This is a genomic window from Caballeronia sp. NK8, assembly GCF_018408855.1.
Classification (GTDB): domain Bacteria; phylum Pseudomonadota; class Gammaproteobacteria; order Burkholderiales; family Burkholderiaceae; genus Caballeronia.
In genome coordinates this window covers 733,056-749,627 of the sequence record NZ_AP024323.1, presented here as the reverse complement: position 1 = coordinate 749,627, position 16,572 = coordinate 733,056, and the positions used below count along the sequence as shown (strand labels likewise).

General features: G+C 61.6%; 16 protein-coding genes. 11 read left to right on the top strand and 5 right to left on the bottom strand.

Going from position 1 to position 16,572, the window contains the following annotated elements; all coding sequences use genetic code 11:
* Window positions 1-30: 30 nt before the first annotated feature.
* On the top strand, window positions 31-1,497 hold the full coding sequence (locus tag NK8_RS18115) for an ATP-binding protein (RefSeq protein ID WP_213228709.1): 1,467 nt from the start codon (window positions 31-33) through the stop codon (window positions 1,495-1,497).
* A gap of 50 nt (window positions 1,498-1,547) precedes the next feature.
* Here NK8_RS18115 and NK8_RS18110 read toward each other — a convergent pair whose 3' ends face one another.
* Both NK8_RS18110 and NK8_RS18105 read right to left on the bottom strand, forming a co-directional pair.
* Window positions 1,548-2,048 carry an aromatic-ring-hydroxylating dioxygenase subunit beta gene (locus tag NK8_RS18110; RefSeq protein ID WP_061174966.1) on the bottom strand — a complete coding sequence of 167 codons (501 nt, stop codon included), beginning with the start codon at window positions 2,046-2,048 and terminating at the stop codon, window positions 1,548-1,550.
* A complete protein-coding gene (locus NK8_RS18105; RefSeq protein ID WP_213228707.1) occupies window positions 2,045-3,328 on the bottom strand; it encodes a Rieske 2Fe-2S domain-containing protein in 1,284 nt (427 codons plus the stop codon). Before NK8_RS18105 ends, NK8_RS18110 begins: the two co-directional genes overlap by 4 nt.
* A 156-nt stretch (window positions 3,329-3,484) precedes the next feature.
* Between NK8_RS18105 and NK8_RS18100 the strand changes: the two genes are divergently transcribed.
* Entirely contained in the window at window positions 3,485-4,405 is a 921-nt protein-coding gene (locus NK8_RS18100) for a LysR family transcriptional regulator (protein WP_213230364.1), read from the top strand.
* A 2-nt stretch (window positions 4,406-4,407) separates the two neighbouring features.
* Here the strand turns inward: NK8_RS18100 and NK8_RS18095 are convergent, their stop codons facing one another.
* From NK8_RS18095 to NK8_RS18085, 3 genes are all read right to left on the bottom strand, one after another.
* The gene (locus NK8_RS18095; RefSeq protein WP_213230363.1) at window positions 4,408-5,376 is read right to left on the bottom strand and encodes a PDR/VanB family oxidoreductase; all 969 of its coding nucleotides are present in this window, start codon (window positions 5,374-5,376) and stop codon (window positions 4,408-4,410) included.
* A gap of 108 nt (window positions 5,377-5,484) precedes the next feature.
* On the bottom strand, window positions 5,485-6,888 hold the full coding sequence (locus NK8_RS18090) for an MFS transporter (protein ID WP_213230361.1): 1,404 nt from the start codon (window positions 6,886-6,888) through the stop codon (window positions 5,485-5,487).
* A gap of 99 nt (window positions 6,889-6,987) precedes the next feature.
* Complete coding sequence (locus tag NK8_RS18085; RefSeq protein WP_213230359.1) at window positions 6,988-8,295, bottom strand: MFS transporter; 1,308 nt, start codon at window positions 8,293-8,295, stop codon at window positions 6,988-6,990.
* A gap of 434 nt (window positions 8,296-8,729) precedes the next feature.
* Between NK8_RS18085 and NK8_RS18080 the strand changes: the two genes are divergently transcribed.
* The 9 genes from NK8_RS18080 to NK8_RS18040 all read left to right on the top strand — a co-directional run bounded on the left by NK8_RS18080 (window position 8,730) and on the right by NK8_RS18040 (window position 16,498).
* Window positions 8,730-9,671, top strand: coding sequence for a helix-turn-helix domain-containing protein (locus NK8_RS18080; protein ID WP_162067455.1), 942 nt, complete (start codon window positions 8,730-8,732; stop codon window positions 9,669-9,671).
* Window positions 9,672-9,917: 246 nt separating this feature from the next.
* Window positions 9,918-11,048, top strand: coding sequence for an amine dehydrogenase large subunit (locus NK8_RS18075; protein ID WP_225936353.1), 1,131 nt, complete (start codon window positions 9,918-9,920; stop codon window positions 11,046-11,048).
* A 9-nt stretch (window positions 11,049-11,057) separates the two neighbouring features.
* Entirely contained in the window at window positions 11,058-11,618 is a 561-nt protein-coding gene (locus NK8_RS18070; protein WP_213230356.1) for a MauE/DoxX family redox-associated membrane protein, read from the top strand.
* Window positions 11,615-12,259, top strand: a complete 645-nt coding sequence (gene mauD, locus NK8_RS18065; RefSeq protein ID WP_061174789.1) for a methylamine dehydrogenase accessory protein MauD — start codon at window positions 11,615-11,617, stop codon at window positions 12,257-12,259. Before NK8_RS18070 ends, mauD begins: the two co-directional genes overlap by 4 nt.
* Window positions 12,260-12,298: 39 nt before the next feature.
* A complete protein-coding gene (locus NK8_RS18060; RefSeq protein WP_162067452.1) occupies window positions 12,299-12,820 on the top strand; it encodes a methylamine dehydrogenase light chain in 522 nt (173 codons plus the stop codon).
* A 17-nt stretch (window positions 12,821-12,837) separates the two neighbouring features.
* On the top strand, window positions 12,838-13,302 hold the full coding sequence (locus tag NK8_RS18055; RefSeq protein WP_225936352.1) for a cytochrome c: 465 nt from the start codon (window positions 12,838-12,840) through the stop codon (window positions 13,300-13,302).
* Window positions 13,299-13,757 carry a cytochrome c gene (locus NK8_RS18050; protein WP_162067450.1) on the top strand — a complete coding sequence of 153 codons (459 nt, stop codon included), beginning with the start codon at window positions 13,299-13,301 and terminating at the stop codon, window positions 13,755-13,757. The genes NK8_RS18055 and NK8_RS18050 overlap by 4 nt, the downstream gene beginning before the upstream one ends.
* 10 nt (window positions 13,758-13,767) lie before the next feature.
* A complete protein-coding gene (locus NK8_RS18045) occupies window positions 13,768-15,273 on the top strand; it encodes an aldehyde dehydrogenase family protein (protein ID WP_213230354.1) in 1,506 nt (501 codons plus the stop codon).
* A gap of 10 nt (window positions 15,274-15,283) precedes the next feature.
* Window positions 15,284-16,498, top strand: a complete 1,215-nt coding sequence (locus NK8_RS18040; RefSeq protein ID WP_213230353.1) for a porin — start codon at window positions 15,284-15,286, stop codon at window positions 16,496-16,498.
* Window positions 16,499-16,572: the final 74 nt, after the last annotated feature.

The window sequence follows — 16,572 nt, the reverse complement described above, 5'->3', positions numbered from 1 at the left end:
GTTGCAATCATGTTTTCCTCGCACCGCGACATGAACTTTCCTGCCGAAGACGATTTCCGCCGCCTGCTCGACGCATTGACGCAATGCGTGCTTCTGCACGATGCGCAGACGAAGGCCATCGTGTGGGCGAATCGCGCCGCGTGCGCCGCGCTCGGCTTTTCGGTGGAAGAAATGCTGCCGCTCAAGGCGCACGACATGACGCGCGACGACATCAGATATCGCCGCGAAATCGCGGTTAACGCGATGGACCGCTCGATCACCGAGGGCCCGCAAAGCTATGAATGGTGTTATCGCTCGCGCGCGGGCGCCGACATGCTGTCCGAGGCAATCGCCACCTACGTGCCGCTCGCCGGGCGCGCAGTGGTCATGGTGCAGTTCCGCGATATCAGCGCGGAAGAGGCGATGCGCCAGAAACTGCGGCGCTATGAAGCGCGCCTGCGCGAATACATGCAGGATCTGGGCGAAGGTGTTGCCGTGCTGACGCCGCGCGGCAAGGTGAGTTTCATCAGCGAATCGGGACGGCGCGTGCTGGGTGTCGCAAGCGATGCACCGCTCGGCGTCGCGCTGGACTATTGCACGAGAGCGGACCGAGACCGGCTGATCGCGCAGTTGCGCAGCGCGACGCGCCAGCATTCGGCGCCCGCGCAACGCTATGCGATCACGCGCCGCGACGGCATGAAGCGATGGTTGCGCATCACGTGCAGGCGCATCGATATCGAGGATGGCACGCTGGTGCATTTCCGCGATATCAGCGATGAAGTCGCGATCGAAGATGCGCGCCGCAACGAAGCGCGCATGCTGGAATATGCAGGCCGCAATAACGCGATGGGCGAAATGGCGATGGCGATTGCGCATGAGTTGAGCCAGCCGCTTGCGGCCGTGCGCAATTTCATCGAAGGCGCGATTCAGCGGCTCGCGCAGCCCGATTCGACCGAGAGCGCGATCTGGGGACTGCGCGCGGCCGATCGTCAGGCCGAGCATGCGGCGCATATCATCAAGAGCGTGCGCGAGTTCATCGTGAAGCGCGAACCCGTCGAAGCACAGGCCGATCTTCGCGACATACTCGCGGACGTTGCGTACTTCATTCAACTGCGCGCACGGGACGAGGGCGTGACGGTCAGGATCGAGCAATGGCCCGAGGCGTTGCCGATACGGTGTGAGCGCGTGCTTATCGGTCAGGTCATGCTCAATCTGGCGTTCAACGCGGTCGAGGCGTTGAGCGGGGCGAAGCCATCGACAGGCATCGTCACGCTTGCCACGGCGATGAACGGCGAGGCGGCGGAACTGCATGTGACCGACAACGGACCGGGCGTGCCCGACCATGCGCTCGAACGCCTCTTCGACGGTTTTTCTTCGTCGAAGGCGGGCGGCAATGGCATAGGCTTGTCGTTGTGCAAGAACATCGTGTCGCGCCACGAAGGGCGCATCTGGGCGCAACGCGCCACGAGCGGCGGTCTCGAATGTTGCTTCGCTTTGCCCTTGTCGCATGGCGCGTGATCGACCGGTAACTACTCATCGGCGCGCATGCACCGATGCGTACGCGCTCATCAAAGCAGGAAGCCGATCGCGCTCAGCGCTTCGGTCGAATCGATCAGGCGAATGACCTTTTCGACGAGCTTCGGTTCGCCGCTCGCCATGCTGATCTTGTGCGTGAGATCGGCGGCGAAGATCGTCGACACGCCGCGCTTGTACGCGACGATGACCTGCGCCGACTTCACTTCCACCACATCGGCGCTGTCGCTCGACAGCGTAAAGCGCGACACGGTGCGTACCGTGCGCGCCGCATCCGATGCGGACGCGGAATAGCCGGACGTCATGCGCTGCACGCGCAATTCGCGCATGTGCTGATCGTCATAGGCGTAGTTCAGCGTGGCGGCGAAGTCGGTCGCTGCGGGATCGATCGGCACGACATAGAAGCCGGATGGCTCCCATAAGTCGAGCCATGCGCGATAGTCGCGGCGGTCCAGCAATTCGGCTTCGCGCCAGATGAATTCGATCGCCCGCGCGAACGTTTGTTGCGAGAAGAGTGCGTTGCGATCGTCCATCATGCTTTCTCCATCATTGCGGCCCATTGCCTGTAGGCTTCACGCATGCCGGTTTCATCCGTGGCGTGCGCGGTCTTTTCTCCGTTCGCTGCGGTCGTTTCACGGTTCAGGCCGCGGTTCACGAGAATCGGCACATCGGGACCGGCGTGCGAGCCGCGCTGCACGCGTTCCCACGCTTCGGCGTCGTCTGGGCTGCCGAAACCGAATGGACCCTGGAAATGCTCGTGAATGCGCAGGCGCACGCGATTCGCTTCTTCCGGTCCGCCGTCCATTGCGAGCACGACGTGGCGAATCTCCGTTTCCTCGGCCGAGATGGGACGCAGCACGCGGAAGAACGCCATCGAGAGCGCGAGGTTCGGAAAGAGGTTCAGATTGAAGCCCACGCCCATCAGCGAGCGCACGATGCGGCGTACTTCATCGGGCGTATGTTTCTCGGCGAGCGTGGCGGCCAGCTCGTTGAAACGTTCGGGCAAGGGCGCGCCGTCGTCCTTGTCGAGATCGACGATCTCGGGCACCAGCACCGCCAGGCTATGACCATTGCCGAGCGAGCGGCAGAAGGCTTGGTCGCTCGTCATGAAGCTCGTGATGACCGCAGCGGTTTCATCGTCGATCGACTTCATCCACGACTTGTGCACGACGGGGAAGTGATAGAGATCGGTGGTGTTTTCGAGCTGGATTTTCCAGTTGCCCTTGAACTTGAACTTGTGCTCGCCGTTGGCTTTGATCGGATAACCCGCGCCCTGTTTCATGAACAGATCGATCCACGGCTTCGCGCCGCCGAGAAAATCTTCGAGCGGTTCGATTGCTTCGTCGAAGCTCGCAAAGATCAAACCCTGATAAATCCCGACGCGCAGTTTCTTCAGCGGCAAATCGCCTTTCTCGCAGACGCCTTCGTAACCGTCGCCGTAAGGCAATGCGCGCAGCGTGCCGTCGAGCGCGTAAGACCAGCTGTGATAGGGGCACGTAAAGCCCTTCGCATTGCCCTTGTGTTCCTCGCACACGGTGGCGCCGCGATGGCGGCAGCGGTTCTGCAGCACGTGCACCGCGCCGGTCTTGTCGCGCACGACGATCACCGGCTGGCGGCCGATGGTCGTCGTGACGAAATCGCCGGGCTTCGGCAATTCGCTTTCATGCGCGACCCAGATCCACGTCTTATAGAAAATGCGTTCGAGCTCGGCTTCGAAGAGATCGGCATCGTAGTAGAGAGACGGCGCGATGCGGTCGGCTTGCGCGCGCTTGCCGAGCGCGCTGGTATCGATGATTTGGGTAGTCGGCGTACTCATCGTTCGGTGTGGGGTGAGGTTGATCGGCCAAGAGGACGGCAATGAAGATCGGCGCATCCCCTCGTTGACATCAGTCTCGCTTTGCGACGATCATGCGTCAAATCGATTAAAAAACGGTTGGTCGATAAATGCCGCCGATATCTTGAGAGTGCCCCGATGACATCCCTCGACCATGTCGATCTCAATCTGCTGCGCGTGTTTCAGGCGATCGTGGAAGAACGCAGCCTCACCAAGGCCGGCGAACGGCTCGCGCTTTCGCAGCCCGCTGTGAGCTATTCGCTCGGCCGTCTGCGCACGCTTTTCGATGACACGCTCTTCATTCGCACGCGCGCGGGCATGCAGCCCACGCCGGTTGCGCTGGAGCTTGCCGAGATCGTCGGACGCGCGCTCGATACGGTGCGTGAAGCATTGCGCTTCGCCGAACGCTTCGACGCATCCACGAGCAATCGTACGTTTCGTCTCTCTCTTTCGGATGCGGGGGAAATGGCGTATTTGCCCGCGATCTGCCAGGCGCTGCATGAAGCCGCGCCGCGCGTGAAACTGCTGGTGGAGCCGCTGCCCGTGGAGGAGATGGAAGAGGCGTTGCGTTCGAGCCGGTTGGATTTTGCAATCGGCAATTTGCCGTCGCTTTTGCCGCGCACGCGGCACGCGCTGCTTTTCGAGGAAGCGTATGTGTGCATGACGAGAAAGCGCGATGGCTTGCCCGCCGGTGAAACCTTGAAACTCGATGAATTCCTTGCGGCGTCGCATGTGCAGGTGCGCTCACTCGAACATAGTCACCATGCGCTCGATGACGCCTTGCGCGCGCAAGGCGTCGGCCGCAATATCGCGCTCGCGTTGCCGCACTTCGTGGCGGTGCCCGGCGTGCTCGCGGTGACGGATCTGTTCGCGACATTGCCGGAGCGGCTCGCGCATATCCTCAATCGCAACGACGCGTTTCGCATCTATGCGTTGCCGGTTCAATTGCCCAAAGCCGCCGTGACGATGCACTGGCACGAGCACTTTCACGAAGACGAAGGCATCGCGTGGATGCGCGGCCTCATGACCGATATCCTCGCGGGATTCGACAAGCTGTGAGTTCAGAGGTCGAGCACGAGCACCGGCGAGCGCGAACGGGACACGCAGCAGCAGATCACGCTGTTGCTCGCGCGTTCGGCCTTGCTCAGACAATGATCGCGATGCTCGGGCTCGCCGCTCACGACATCGACCATGCAGGTGCCGCACACGCCTTCGCCGCATGACGTATCCACTTCGATGCCGATCGATGCGAGCGCGTCGACGATCGACGTCGAAGCATCGACGCGCACGGTCTGCCCGCTGCTGGCGAGCCGTACGTCGAACGTTTCGAGCGACGTTTCCGTCTGCGCCTGCGGTTCGGCCTTGAAGCGTTCGAGATGTATGGAGTCGGCAGGCAGGCGCTTCTTTGCCGTGTCCACCACGACATCCATGAAGGGCGCAGGACCACACGTGTAGACGTGCGCGTCCTTGCTCGCATCGCGCAGACAGACTTCGAGTTCATCGGTAAGCGCTTCGCGTTCGATACCGAAATGCAGCTTGACGTGCTTGTCGAATGGAGCGCGCGCGAGGAGCGGGAGAAACGCCGCATGCGTTTCGCTGCGCGCGAAATAATGCAGTGTGAAGGGCGCACCGATCGCGACCAGACGATAGGCCATCGAAAGCAGAGGCGTGATGCCGATGCCCGCGCCGACAAGAATATGCTCGCTCGCGCCTTCTTCGAGCTGGAACAGATTGCGCGGCGCGCCTATCGACAATTCGCAGCCGACGCTGACTTCGTCATGCAGCGAGCGTGAACCGCCGCGCGACTGTTCTTCTTTCTTGACCGCGAAGACATGCGAGTCGCGGCGCGCCGGATCACCGCACAGCGAATATTGGCGCGTGATGCCCGAGGGACTCGTTACGTCGATATGCGCGCCGGGCGTGTAAGCGTCGAACGGCCGGCCATCGAGACGCGAGATGCTGAATGACCGGACGCCGTGTGCTTCCTCGCGCAACGCGTCGACGCGAACTTTGAAGATTTGAGCTTGCATGATGCCTTTCCAGTGTTTTCGAAGGGACGATGCAATGAGCGTAGCGTCCCTTGTCGGATAAGCAAAATAGATTAAAAAGTGCGAGTCACATCAATTGGATGGATATCTTCACGCTGTCGTTGCTGTCGTCGCTGTCGCGCCTGAGGGCAGGCTCGCGCGCGTGTCTGGCGCATCGAGCGTGAGGCGTGCTTCACGCGCTTCGCGTTCGAGACTCGACCGATACTGTTTGCAGCCGACGAAGAGCAGCACTGCCGCAAGCACGATCGCCACAGCATTGATGATCGCCATGGAATGGCCGACTGCGAGCGGCGAGCCGAATACCTTGTCCGTGATGACCGCGACGAGTGTCGTGCCCAGCCCGAGCCCGATCAGATTCGACACGAGCAGGAACATCGCGGAGACTTGCGCGCGCATCTGATTGGGCGCGAGCGCCTGCATGGCGGCGGCGGAAGTCGGAAGCGGGAACGATGCGAAGAACATCGCGGCGACGAGCCACGCCAGGGATGCGTTAAGGCTCGTCGTCTGCGTGAACGCGATCGCCGGCACGAGCATGCACGCAGCGCCAATCCAGGCCGCGCGCATGGGTGCATCGCCGCGGCCACGGCGCAGCAGCCAGTCGTTGAGCCAGCCGCCGCAGAAGACGCCTGTCGTATTGGCGACGAGCATCACGATGCCGAGCATATAGCCCGTTTCCACCGGCGTGAGGCCGAAGCGGCGCATATAGAACGCGGGTGTCCAGCTCATCAGGCAATAGAGGCCCATCGCATAGAAGGAAAAGCCGATGTAATGACAGAAGAACGTCTTCCGGTGGCTGGCGATGAAACGCAGCGCATCGCCCATTGCAACGCGTTTGACCTGGCCCGTGCCGTCTTGCGCGAGTCCTTTGCGCGCGGGATCGCGCACGGTGAGCATGAAGAGGAATGCGACCAGCAGACCCGGCAAGCCGACGATGAAGAACGTGACTTGCCACGCACGCAACTCGCCGATGATCGGCAAAGTGAAGACGCTCGCGTGCTTGAGCAGCGCAATCACATAACCGCCGACGAGAAACGCAATGCCGCCGCCGATGAACGAGCCGAGCGAATAAATGCCGATCGCGCGCCCCATTTTTTCCTTCGGAAAGAAATCCGCGAGCATCGAATAGGTTCCGGGCGAGAGCGCGGCCTCACCCACGCCGACGCTCATGCGTGAAACGAACATATGCACGAAACTCTGGCTCAGCCCGCACGCCGCCGTCGCGATGCTCCACAGTGCGATGCCCGTCGCGATGATGCGCGGGCGCGCGAAACGGTCGGCGAGATAGGCGATCGGCATACCCATCACCGCATAGAACAGCGAGAACGCGAATCCATGCAGAAGACTGAATTGCGTATCGGTGAGCTGCAGGTCGCGCTTGATCGGCTCGATCATGAGTGCGAGCACCTGGCGGTCGATGAACGAGAAAACATAGGCCAGCATGCAGATCACGACGACATACCACTCATACGTATAGCGTTTGTTGCTTGGTTTCATGGTGCTTGGTGACTCCCTGGTTTCTGGACGTGCGCAGGCATTCGCGCGGCCCGGTGCCGCGCGAATGCGAGTCGAATACGGGATAGAAGAGGGCGCGCGTTACTTGCCGCGCGTTTCGTGCGTGTACTTCAGCGTGACGACCGTGACGAGGGCGAGTCCGATCAGGAATACCGATACCGGCCAGTACGTGTGATAGTGCACGAGCAACGCCGTGGCGATCAGCGGAGACAATCCGCCCGCGAAGATCGACGCGACTTCATGGCCCAGCGCGACACCCGAGTAACGCACTTCGGTGCTGAACAGCTCGCCGACGAGCGAGGGCAGCGTGCCGATCATCGCGCCATGACACACGGCCGTGCCGAGCACGAGCGCGAGCCAGATGAGCGGGGTGGAATGCGTATTGAGCAGCCAGAAGAACGGAAACGCCATGAACGCGAGCGACACCGCGCCGATCATATATACCGGCTTGCGTCCGATGCGATCGGATAACTTGCCCCAGAGAAGCATCGCCGCCATTTCGACGACCATCGCGATCATCACGCCGGTGAGCATCGTCGAGTTGGCGATGCCCGCGAACTTGCCATAGACGAGCGAGAACGCGAGAAAGATATATGCACCGCCGTTTTCGGCGACACGCAGTCCCATCGCCATGAGGATTTCTTTCGGATGACGCTTGATGACTTCGATCACCGGCATATGCGAAGTCTTGCCCGCGCGTTCCGCATTCGCGAAGTCACGACTCTCCGGCAGGTTATGGCGGATATACACGCCGAGCGCGAAGATCAGGATGCTCGCGAGAAACGGCAGTCGCCAGCCCCAAGAAATGAACTGATCGTGCGGTAATGCCTGCACGGCGAGAAATGCGCCCGAAGACAGCACGAAGCCGCCGCCCACGCCGAGCTGGCTCCATGCCGCGTAATAGCCGCGTTTCTCGGGCGGCGCGCTTTCGCTGATCATCAGAACGCCGCCGCCCCATTCGCCGCCCGAGGCTACGCCTTGCAGAAGGCGCAATCCGACGAGCGCGGCCGGCGCCCACAGTCCAACGTGATCGTAAGTCGGCAACAGGCCGATGCCGAAGGTCGCAAAGCCCATGATGAGCAGCGTCCATACGAGCGATGCGCGCCGTCCATAGCGATCGCCGATATGCCCGAACACGACGCCGCCGAGCGGACGCGCGACGAAGCCCATCGCGAACGCCGCAAATGCGCCGAGCGTGCCGACGAGCGGGTCCGCATTGGCCGGAAAGAAGAGCTGGCCGAACACCAGCGCGGCCGCCGTGCCGTAGACAAAGAAGTCGTACCACTCCATCGCGTTGCCCGCGACGGAGGCGACCACGATCCGGTTCAGCGCGCGGTCCTGGGTGACGGCCACGCGGTCCGCGGAGGTCGAGGAGTGAACGGAAGACATGTGGGCTCGCTAGGAAGGAGTGGGGTGTCTGTCGATGCTTTCGAAAGGCTTCGCTTGGGAGGCAGTGTCGATGCGACAGATCACTGCGTCAAATTCGCCGAAAAGGGATGCGCCTATCAGTGCGGCAAATTTGAAATCGCATCAGCGCGCTTTATCGACGTTTCGACTTTTGACTGATTTGCCGTGCGGGATGGATGAACGCAGACTGTGTCGGAGGCCGGCGCGAGCGGGCGTTTGCGGCGAGATCTAATGTAATGTCTGAAGTTGATGCGAGCGTTTTCACGCACAACGCATGCCCGCGCGTATTTTTCAATCGTGCATTCCTAGCATTGCGCGACAAACAACAAGCGAGAACAATCACAAAGCTTGACGCCAAAAAAGCGAATATTTATAAGCGATCGCATCAATGGCGACGCAAGTAGCAGGAGGAGGGCATGTACGCCAATTATCAAACCTTTGAGGATGCCGACCGCCACGCGCACGCGCTGACGGGCTGGGATCAACGCTATGACCAGGTTGGCGAAGGCGCTTTTCGCAGCACGGTGAAGCAGGTTTCGGTAGCGGGCGTACAGGTCTTTCAGGAATCGGCGAACGTTCGCATCGTTCAGCGCGGACAACTTCCCGCGGGTTTCGTCACGTTCGGGCTCGTGCTCGGCGGTGGCGCGCCATTCTCGTTTCAGGGCGTGAGAGTCGACGAGAACGCGCTCGTCGTCGCGCCTGGTTCCAGAGAGTTCCTTTTGCATTCGCCGCCCGATATGTCGATGCTGGGCGTCGCCGTCGAATCGAGTCTGCTGGCAGCGGCGGCGGATGCGGCGGGCGTCGATATCCAGGACGAACTCTTCAACCGCCATGTACTGAGCATCCCGGGCGCCGCTGGCGCACGCGCGGGAAAGCGCATCATCGCGGCGGTCGAAACGGTGCTGTCCGACTCCAATCCGTTTATTGGTGACGATGGCGCGCATCGTTTCACGCAGACGGTGACGGAAAGCCTTCTGGATCTGCTGACGTTTCATGTCCCCACACGTGAGGATCGCCTCACGTACGCATGCCGGGCCGACGTCGTGCGACGCGCGCATGATCTCGTGCTGGCAAGTCCTGAGCAGCCGATTTCGGTTCTGGATTTGTGTGAAAAGCTGCGCGTCAGCCGCCGTACCATTCAAAACAGCTTTCAATCCGTCGCGCAGATGAATCCGGTCAGTTATCTGCGGGCCGTGCGTCTTGCGCAAGTAAGGCGGCTTTTGACGACGACATCGCAAGGCGAAGTCCCGGTGCGTGAAGCCGCGATGCGTTGGGGATTTGCCAATCTCGGTCACTTCGCCAGCGATTACAAAAGCCTGTTCGGCGAGCTTCCCTCTCAAACGCAGCGCGCGCGATAGCGCGAGGCGCATTCCCTTTCCCTGAATACTTTCAAGCCGCATTGACGCGGCTGAACCGTCATATCGGCTCGATATGCGGGTTTGTACGCGTATCGGGCGCGTCTCTGTCGGCTCCCTTTCGAATGCTCCATTTCGGCACGTACGCGCTGCCGGTTACGAAGTGCTCTTTTTTATTGTCATCTTTAGAGTCCACTCGACGATAACTAAGGAGGAGCAGAGATGAAGCTGAGACGGCTGGCCGCCGCTATGGGGGCTGTATTGTATGGACTGCTTGCGTGTCAGTCGCACGCAGGCGCGGCCGAAAAGCCGGAAGAACTGACGGTGGCGAAGGTGCCGCCGTTCAACCCGCATCGCGTGTTCGTGACCGACGTGGCGTTCTCGAGCATGACCGATGCACGCGTGCACGTCTTTGATGGCGACACGAAGCGCTTCATCGGCCAGATCGACGCCGGCTTCGCGCCGGGCTTCACGATCTCGCCCGATCACAAGACGGGCTATGTCGCGACGACGTATTTCGCCCGCGGCGGCCATGGCACGCGCACCGACGTGGTCGAGATCATCGACAACACCACGCTCGACGTAACCGGCGAAATCGTGATTCCGTCCAAGCACGCTCAGACCGTGCCGACGCCTTACCTCACGATTCTTTCGGAAGATGGCAGCCGTCTTTATGTGTCCAACATCACGCCGTCGACTTCGGTCACGGTGATCGATACGGCCGCGAAGAAGGTCGTCGGCGAAATCGATATGGACGGCTGCGTGCTCGCCTATCCGAGCGGCAATGACCGCTTCTCCTCGCTGTGCGAAAGCGGCAAGGCGCTCACCGTCAAGCTCGATGCAACTGGCAAGGAAGCGAGCCGCAAGCTCTCGGACGCGTTCATCGACGTCGACAAGGATCCGGCGTTCATCAATGCCGTGCGCGACGGCAACACGTATCTGTTCACGACCTTCAACGGCAACGTCCGTACGGCCGACTTCTCGGGCGATGCGCCGGTATTCGGCACATCCTGGTCGCTGCTCAGCGATCAGGAGCGCAAGGCCGGCTGGCGTCCGGGCGGCCTGCAACAGACCGCGCTGCATGTGAAGAGCCATCGTCTGTATGTAGCGATGCACAAGGGCGCGGACGGCTCGCACAAGGACCCGGGCACGGAAATCTGGGTCTATGACACGCAGAGCAAAAAGCGCGTCGCTCGCTGGGATCTCGCCAAGCAGAAGATCGATCCGCTGCTCTCGATTCAGGTCAGCACCGACGACAAGCCGCTCTTCTACGGCCTCACGCCGACCTCCGATCTCGTCGTGCTGGATGCGATGACCGGCAAGCGTCAGCATGTCGAAAAGCAACTCGGCTCGACGTCGACGCTGCTGCTCAATCCCTGAGGTGACGCGATGATCGATCCCGTCATTCTCATGGTGTGCATCGCGTCCGCGACGATCATCGCGCTCGCGAGCGCGTTGCCCAAGTGGCGCGAGCCGGCGCGCTTTCGCGCCTCGCTCGAAGCGTTCGCGCTGCTGCCGTCGTTCGCGGTGAAGCCGTTGTCCCTCGTGTTTCCGGCACTGGAAACCGCGGGTGCGATCGGCTTGCTGTTCGCCGAAACGCGCATGGCCGCGGCAATCGTGCTGATCGCGTTGTTCACGCTGTTCGGCGCGGCGCTCGCATTCAACGTGCTGCGCGGCCATACCGATATCGATTGCGGCTGCTCGGGCTTCATCGCTGCCGCGCGCGCATCGGACCGCACGCCGAAGTCGATCGGCTGGTGGCACGTCGCGCGCGCCGCCATGCTCGCCGCGCTCGCCGCCGCCGCGCTCGTTCCCGCGACCGGCCGCGCGCTCATCGGCTTCGACTATCTGAGCGCAGGCGCCTGCACGCTCTTCGCCGTCGCCGCGTGGTTCACGCTCGACGTGCTGCTCGTCAATCTTCCCAAGCTCGATTCTCTGAGGAATTCATGATGCAAACCGCTTTGATGATTTCGGCCGCGCTTTCGTGGGCCGCTCTGCTCGCGCTCGGCGCGATCTGTCTCGCACTCGTTCGCCAAGTCGGCATTCTGTATGAACGCATGATGCCCGCGGGCGCACTCATGATCGACAAGGGCCCGGCAGTCGGCGCCATTGCACCGGTCTTCGAACTCGGCGATATCGCTGGCCGCGCCGTGAAGGTAGGCGGCCTGTCGAATTCGAAGCGCAACACGCTGGTCTTCTTCCTTTCGCCGTCGTGCCCCGTGTGCAAAAAGCTGCTGCCCTTGCTGCCGTCGATCCAGGCGCGCGAAGGCGCAACCGACATCGTGCTGGCAAGCGATGGCGATTTCGAAGAACACGCCGCCTTCTATCGCAAGGCCGGTCTTTCGCAATACCCGTATGTGCTGTCGCAAGAGCTCGGGCTCTCCTATCAGATTGGCAAGCTGCCTTATGCGGTCCTGCTCGACGAAGAGGGCAAGGTGCGCGCGAAGGGTCTCGTGAATACGCGTGAACATCTGGAAAGCCTGTTCGAAGCCAAGGAGCGCGGTGTCGCTTCGCTGCAGGAGTTTGTCCACGGCAAGCACGACGATCACGCGCATCACGACCATGAAGGCCAAGTCGGGCAGCACGCCTGAAGACGCCGATAAATCATTCATTCCTACAGGTGAGCGTCCATGAAATGGCTGGATTCATTCTTCGAACATAAGGCGCGCGGCGTTGCACAGCGCAGCTCGCGGCGCAGCGCAATGGCGAAGCTCGGCAAGGTATTGGTCGGATCGGCGATGGTGCCGCTGCTGCCGGTGGACCGCACCGCGTATGCGACGGAACCGAAGAAGCCCGGTTCATCGGCAAGCGACGATCCGACGAGCTGCGACTACTGGAAGTATTGCGCGATCGACGGCTGGCTTTGCAGTTGCTGCGGCGGCACGTCGAGCAGCTGCCCACCGGGCACGACGCCTTCGCCGATCACGTGGATCGGCACCTGCCGCAATCCGCACGACGGGTCGGACTACATCGTGTCGTACAACGACTGCTGTGGCAAGACGACTTGCGGCCGCTGCTTCTGTAATCGCAACGAACGCGAGAAGCCGCTCTACAAGCTGTCGCTCAATAACGACATCAACTGGTGCATGGCGAACAGCAATTCGAATTACCACTGCTCGGTTTCGGTTCTGTTGGGAGCGGCAACGCAATGAAGACGGCACGTGTATTGATGGCGGCGCTCGCCGCCGGCGCGATGAGTCTCGGGACTCAGGCGTTCGCGCAAGCGGTGCATTATCCCGGCGGCAAGTCGACCTTCGACGGCAAGTGCGCCGTCTGCCATCAGGCGGGCGGCAAGGGCATGGACGGCCTTGCGCCGCCGCTCGTCGAGTATCCGGGCAAGTACGCAGGTTCGCCCGATGGCCGCGCGCAACTCGGGCATACCGTGATGTACGGCATGTTCGGTCCGATCAAGGTCAAGGAGAAGAACTACAACTTCAAGATGCCGAGCTTCGCATCGCTCTCCGATGAAGAGATCGCCGACGTGCTGAACTATGTCGTGTTCGATCTGAACGCGCAGCATGGTTCGGCCAAGCCCTTCGACGTGGCCGAGGTCAAGGCCTGGCGCGCTGGGCCGCTCGACCAGACCACCGTGCATCAGCGGCGCGACGCGGTCGTGAAGGGTCTCGGGCTATGAAGCCGCGCGCGGTCATCGCCGCCGCGATGCTCGCCGCGCTGTGCACGGCGGGGGCATCGCAGGCGCAGGAATACGACGCGGCGCGCGCGCGTCAGGATTGGGTGCTCAACTGCATGGGATGCCATACCGCCAATGGTTCGGGCATACCCGGCAAGGTGCCGGCCTTGCGCGAATCGCTCGGTCACTTCGTCTCGTTGCCGGAGGGGCGTCAGTTCGTGATGCGCGTGCCCGGCGCGGCCAATTCCGCATTGAGCGATGCCGAACTCGCGAACGTCCTGAACTGGCTGCTCGCCACGATGAACGAGCGCTCCCGGCCTGCATCGTTCAAGCCTTATACAGCCGATGAAATCGCGGCGCATCGCCGTCCCGCGCTGACCGATGTCGCGCGCACCCGCACGAAGCTCGTGAAGGAATTGCAGGAGAACGGCGTGAACGCCGTCCCGGAACACTACTAGGAGACACAAGATGAATAACAGCCAGCATCTTTCGATGCTCGATTCGACGCGCGCGTTTCTTGCGTCGGCGCAGAAGATGTTGATCGACGGCGCATGGGTGCAAAGCACCAGCGGCGCGACGCTCGACGTCATCAATCCCGCCGATGGCGAACTGCTCGCACGCGTGCCGAGCGCCGATGAAACCGATGTGGATCGTGCCGTGCTCGCCGCGCGCCGGGCCTTCGACGACTCCGCATGGTCGCGCATGAAGCCGACCGATCGCGAGCGCCTCTTATTGCGCGTCGCCGATCTGATCGAAGCGAATGCGCGCGAGCTCGCGGAAATCGAATCACTCGACAACGGCAAGCCGGTCACGGTCGCGCAAGGGCTGGATGTGTCGATGGCCGCGCAATGCTTCCGGTATATGGCGGGCTGGGCGACGAAGATCGAAGGCAGCACGCTCGACGCATCGATTCCGTATAGCCCGTCGAATGCTTTCTTCGGCTATACGCGCAAGGAAGCGGTAGGTGTCGTCGGCGCAATCATTCCGTGGAATTTCCCGCTGCTGATGGCGTCGTGGAAACTCGCGCCCGCGCTCGCCACGGGTTGCACCGTCGTGCTCAAGCCAGCCGAAGATACGCCGCTCTCCGCATTGCGGCTTGCGATGCTGATCGAAGAGGCGGGCATCGAGAAGGGTGTCGTGAATGTCGTGACGGGTCTCGGCCGCACGGCGGGCGCGGCGCTCGCGCGCCATCCCGGCATCGACAAGATCGCCTTTACCGGTTCGACGCCGACGGGCAAGGCGATCGGCCATGCGGCGCTCGACAACATGACGCGCATGTCGCTCGAACTGGGCGGCAAGTCGCCGGTGATCGTGCTGCCCGATGTCGATATCGACAAGGCTGCGGAAGGCGTCGCCAATGCAATCTTCTTCAATTCGGGACAGGTGTGCACGGCGGGCTCGCGCGTCTATGTTCACGACAAAGTATTCGATCGCGTGATGGAACGCGTTGCGGCCATCGCGCAATCGCTGCCGATGGGACCGGGCCTCGATGCATCGACGCAGATCGGGCCGCTCATCTCGGCAAGGCAGATGGATCGCGTGCTCGGTTATATCGAGGCGGGACGCGATGAAGGCGCGCGCGCGATCGCGGGCGGTGCGCGCAAGGAAGGCGCGGGATTCTTCGTGAAGCCCACCGTGCTGGTCGACACCGATCATTCGATGAAGGTCGTGCGCGAGGAAATCTTCGGGCCGGTGCTCGTCGCGATGCCGTTCAACGATATCGACAACGTGGTCGCGAAGGCGAACGATACGCCGTACGGACTCGGCGCAAGCATTTGGTCGAACGATCTTTCGGCGATTCACAAGCTCGTGCCGCGCATCAAGGCGGGCACGGTCTGGGTCAACTGCCATTCGCTGCTCGACAACGCGATGCCCTTCGGCGGCTTCAAGCAATCGGGGTTCGGGCGCGAACTCGGACGCGCGGTGATCGACATGTACACCGAAACCAAGTCGGTGCTGATCAACTACGCGTGAGGACGCTCGCATGACAACCAAAACGATCGCGCGGCAGCTCGTGTCGACGGCGGCACTTGCGGTGTGCGCGAGCGCATCGGCGCAAAGCACGGTGACGCTGTACGGAACCGTCGATGCGGGGCTGACCTACACGACGAATCAGCAATTCACCAATGCCGACGGCAGCGTCGGCTCGGGGCATAACTTTGCGTTCTCGGGCGGCAATCTCGTGCCTTCGCGTTTCGGCTTGCTCGGCGTCGAAGATCTCGGCGGCGGACTGCAGGCGAAGTTCAATCTGGAAAACAGCTTCTATACGGGCACCGGCGGCTTTGTTCAGGGCGGAGCGCAATTCAACCGTCAGGCCTGGGTTGGGCTGGGTCACGAGCAATACGGCACCTTGTCGTTCGGGCGTCAGTACGATTCGTATTCGGATTTCCTCGGACTTTACGTGTCGAGCAACTCGTGGGCGACGCTGTATGGCTCGCACATCGGCGACGTCGACAATCTGAACGAAGCGTTCAACTTCAACAACTCGATCAAATACACGAGCCCGGACTGGAATGGTTTCTCGCTAGGCGGCACGTACAGTCTCGGCGGCGTGGCCGGTGATTTCAGTCAACGGCGCGGCTATTCGATCGCCGCGGCTTATACGCGATTGCCCGTTTCCATCAGCGCGGGTTATCTGAACCTGCACAATCCGCTCGATGCGGCTTTGGGCGGTACCAACGGCTATATCGGCGATTTCGCCTGCTCCAATCCGACTGCGCTCTATTGTCAGTTGCAGAACGCGGAGGCATTGAAAGCGTATGGCGCGGGTGTATCGTATGCGATCGGACCGGCGACCATCGCGCTGACTTACACGCATAGCCGCCTGGAGCATAGCCTGTTCTTCGCGGACAGCGCGAATCCGCAAGGCCGCGATATCGCGTTCGATATCGGTGAAGTGAATCTGACCTACGCGGCCACGCCGTTCCTGCAACTCGGGCTCGCCTATATCTATAACAATGCAAAGCCGGATGGATCTTCATCGACGCGCTTTCATCAGGTGAACCTCGGTGCGAATTACGCGCTGTCCAAGCGCACGGCGCTGTATGGCGTCGCGATCATGCAGAAGGCGGTAGGCGCGGGCCTCGGCATCGATCCGGCGACAGGTGGGCCGGCGAATTACGCGCAGATTCCCAATCTGCCGAATTCGAACAGCGATCGACAATTGTCTGTGACGCTCGGCATACGGCATAACTTCTAAAAAATAAATCCGAGGGCGTGTTTTGACCCGGCTGGGAGCTTTCCCCGCCGGGCTTTTTCGCTTGTTTCATCGCC